Raw genomic sequence first — 2,539 nt, forward strand, 5'->3', positions numbered from 1 at the left:
ACTGCTGGCTGGCAGCACGGAAAAATGCGTGATTAGCTTCGCGATTGCATATAAATCCGTTGCGAAAAATCTTGCAGAAATAGGCCATGCTCAGTTAGAAATAGCGAACAAGCTTCGATTGGCAGAAGCATTGCTGGACATCGCAAAAGACTACGATATTACGCTTTGTGCCTGCTGTGAACTGCCCGAACTGTATGAACTTGGCGTGCAGCCCATATCATGTGTAGATGCAAGCTTGTTTGGGATAAACGCGCCACGCGACAAAAATCAGCGTGACGGTTGCAATTGCGCTATCAGCGTTGACATTGGCGTGTATAATTCGTGCATGAATGGGTGCCAGTATTGCTATGCAAATCATAGCGAGGTTAGGGTTCGGGGAAATTACGCACGGCACAATGTGGATGCGGAAATGTTGTAGTTCCCACTTAAACTTTTCTTCTTGCTACTTTTGCAGCGGGTAATACGCCAAATTTTCCTTAATTTCTCGCCGGATGTTCACCTACTCATCAGGCCGGACATCTTTTTCATACGCGTCAAAACTTGAACGACAAGGTGTCAATGTGGTATACTATTACAAAATTAGCGATAATTTTGAGAAACATTACGGCTATTTTGTCGTAGATTAGGGGGCAAACTTGTGGCGGTTATTTACCAACCCACCGGCAAGGCACGGGAATATAGCCCGTTGGCGTGTAACCTTTACATGGCATGTTCGCACAAGTGCCGGTATTGCTATGCGCCGCATGTTTTGCAATGTAGTGCCGATACATATTTTCGCATACCGCACCCACGCAAAGATGTGCTGAAAAACATCGAAGCCGAGCTCAGGGCGAACGTTCCCACTAAACAGGTGATGCTGTCTTTCATCGGCGATGTTTACTGCGAAACGCATGACAACAACGCCACCACCCGCGCGGCGCTGGAGTTGTTCCTAGAATACGGTGTGCCGGTTGCCGTGCTGACAAAGGGCGGCGAGCGCTGCCTGAAAGACCTAGACGTGTTCAAGCGTTTCGGCGATCGAATTTGGTTGGGCGCAACGCTGACGTTTATGGACGAATCGAAAAGCCGCTACCATGAAAGCGGGACGGCGCTTCCGCAGGAACGACTTGATGTGTTGGCTGAGCTGAAGCGCAACGGCGTGACCACTTTCGCTAGTTTTGAGCCGATGATTGAAGCTCGCGAGAGCCTTGCCGTGCTGAATAGAACGCTGGAAATGGATTGCGTTGACAACTACAAAGTCGGCAAGACGGATAACTCGCAATGGTTAACTGAGCCGGTAGATTGGGACGCATATCTGCGCGAGTGCTTGGCGCTGATTCGCCCGACCGGTAAGGGGCTGTATGTCAAGCACAATCTGCGTACGGCAGCGCCGAATGTGGATGTGCGCGATGGTGAGATGGATGCGGATGCGCATGGGGTGAAGCTGTGAAAAACGCAGTATATGTGAGTCGAAATGATATGACCCAATAAGAGAGAAGTCTAAGCGTTCCGTATGTGGTGCCGCGCATGAGGAGGCTACAGGACGACAACAAAGCCATATTTTAGCAATGAACGACTTGATTGTGTTCTGCAACTTTACTGATGTCTAAATGCTGCTATCTTCGCTAGAAACAACATCAGTTATATCATCGGCTTGACGAAGCATCTCTCTCATTACGTCAAGTTCCATCTCGACGTCCATAACTTTATTATGGAACAAAGCATCCAATTGTCGGCGAAAAGCACTTACGATAGTGTCAGACATACCTTCGATTTTTCCCATTGCCTCCAAAATGCCTTTGCTTTGAATCGGTTGCCGGCTGAACTCGTCATAATTTTGCAGCAGCTTGATTGTGGTTGGAAGCGTATAGTCGGAAAACTGATGCACCTTGCTAATATTGGCAGGGTGTTTTTTGAGTTGCGCCGCTATCTGCTCGGTGGTTTTAAGTATCTCCCGCACCGGCTCTTCTAGTTTGCCTTGTCCGGCTTTGTCCAGTTCGCGTAAAGTGGATATGTAACCCTCGATGCTGTCTATGGTTTTGTCATGCTCGGGATTGCCGGCTGTAGCGGTAGGAGTGTCGCGGCGTTTGCGGCGATAGAGTGGGAGAAATACGGCAATCGCCAAGATGAGTAGCATTAGTAGCATTGTGTATGATGGGCGGACGGGCTGCTCGGGGGGAAGTTCTTCTTGTTGCGGCGGATCAAACTGCTGTGTGGGCGGTGCTTCTCGCAAAAATAAAGTCGAGTCGCTAGCTATTGCTATTTGAACGGGTGGCGTATGATAAAATGCTATTGTGCCGTTGCCAAGTTGACCAATTTCATTATACCCCCACGCCCACAGACTGCCGTCTGTTTTTATGGCAAGGGCATGGCTGCCGCCTGCCGAAACCGCATACCATTCATTAATTCCTATTTGGGTAGGGGCAGCGATATGTGTGGTGTTTACATCACCGTTGATTTGACCGAACCGATTATCCCCCCACGCCCAAAGACTGTCGTCTGTTTTCAAAGCAATAGCATGAGCGCCGCCCGCCGTAATTGCTGCCCAATCATAGTCCAC

3 protein-coding genes are annotated in these 2,539 nt (G+C 49.3%); 2 read left to right on the forward strand and 1 reads right to left on the reverse strand.

Annotated features, from left to right (window positions below):
* Both FWE06_10200 and FWE06_10205 read left to right on the forward strand, forming a co-directional pair.
* The coding region (locus tag FWE06_10200; protein ID MCL2547531.1) for a DUF1848 domain-containing protein at positions 1-418 on the forward strand (418 nt) is incomplete at its 5' end.
* 219 nt (positions 419-637) lie between these two features.
* Entirely contained in the window at positions 638-1,429 is a 792-nt protein-coding gene (locus tag FWE06_10205; protein MCL2547532.1) for a radical SAM protein, read from the forward strand.
* 156 nt (positions 1,430-1,585) lie between these two features.
* On the opposite strand, the gene FWE06_10210 is transcribed toward FWE06_10205, so the two are convergent.
* Positions 1,586-2,539: 5-bromo-4-chloroindolyl phosphate hydrolysis family protein (locus tag FWE06_10210; GenBank protein ID MCL2547533.1), on the reverse strand; the 954-nt coding region annotated here is incomplete at its 5' end.

It is taken from the genome of Oscillospiraceae bacterium (genome assembly GCA_009780275.1).
Classification (GTDB): domain Bacteria; phylum Bacillota; class Clostridia; order Oscillospirales; family UBA929; genus WRAI01.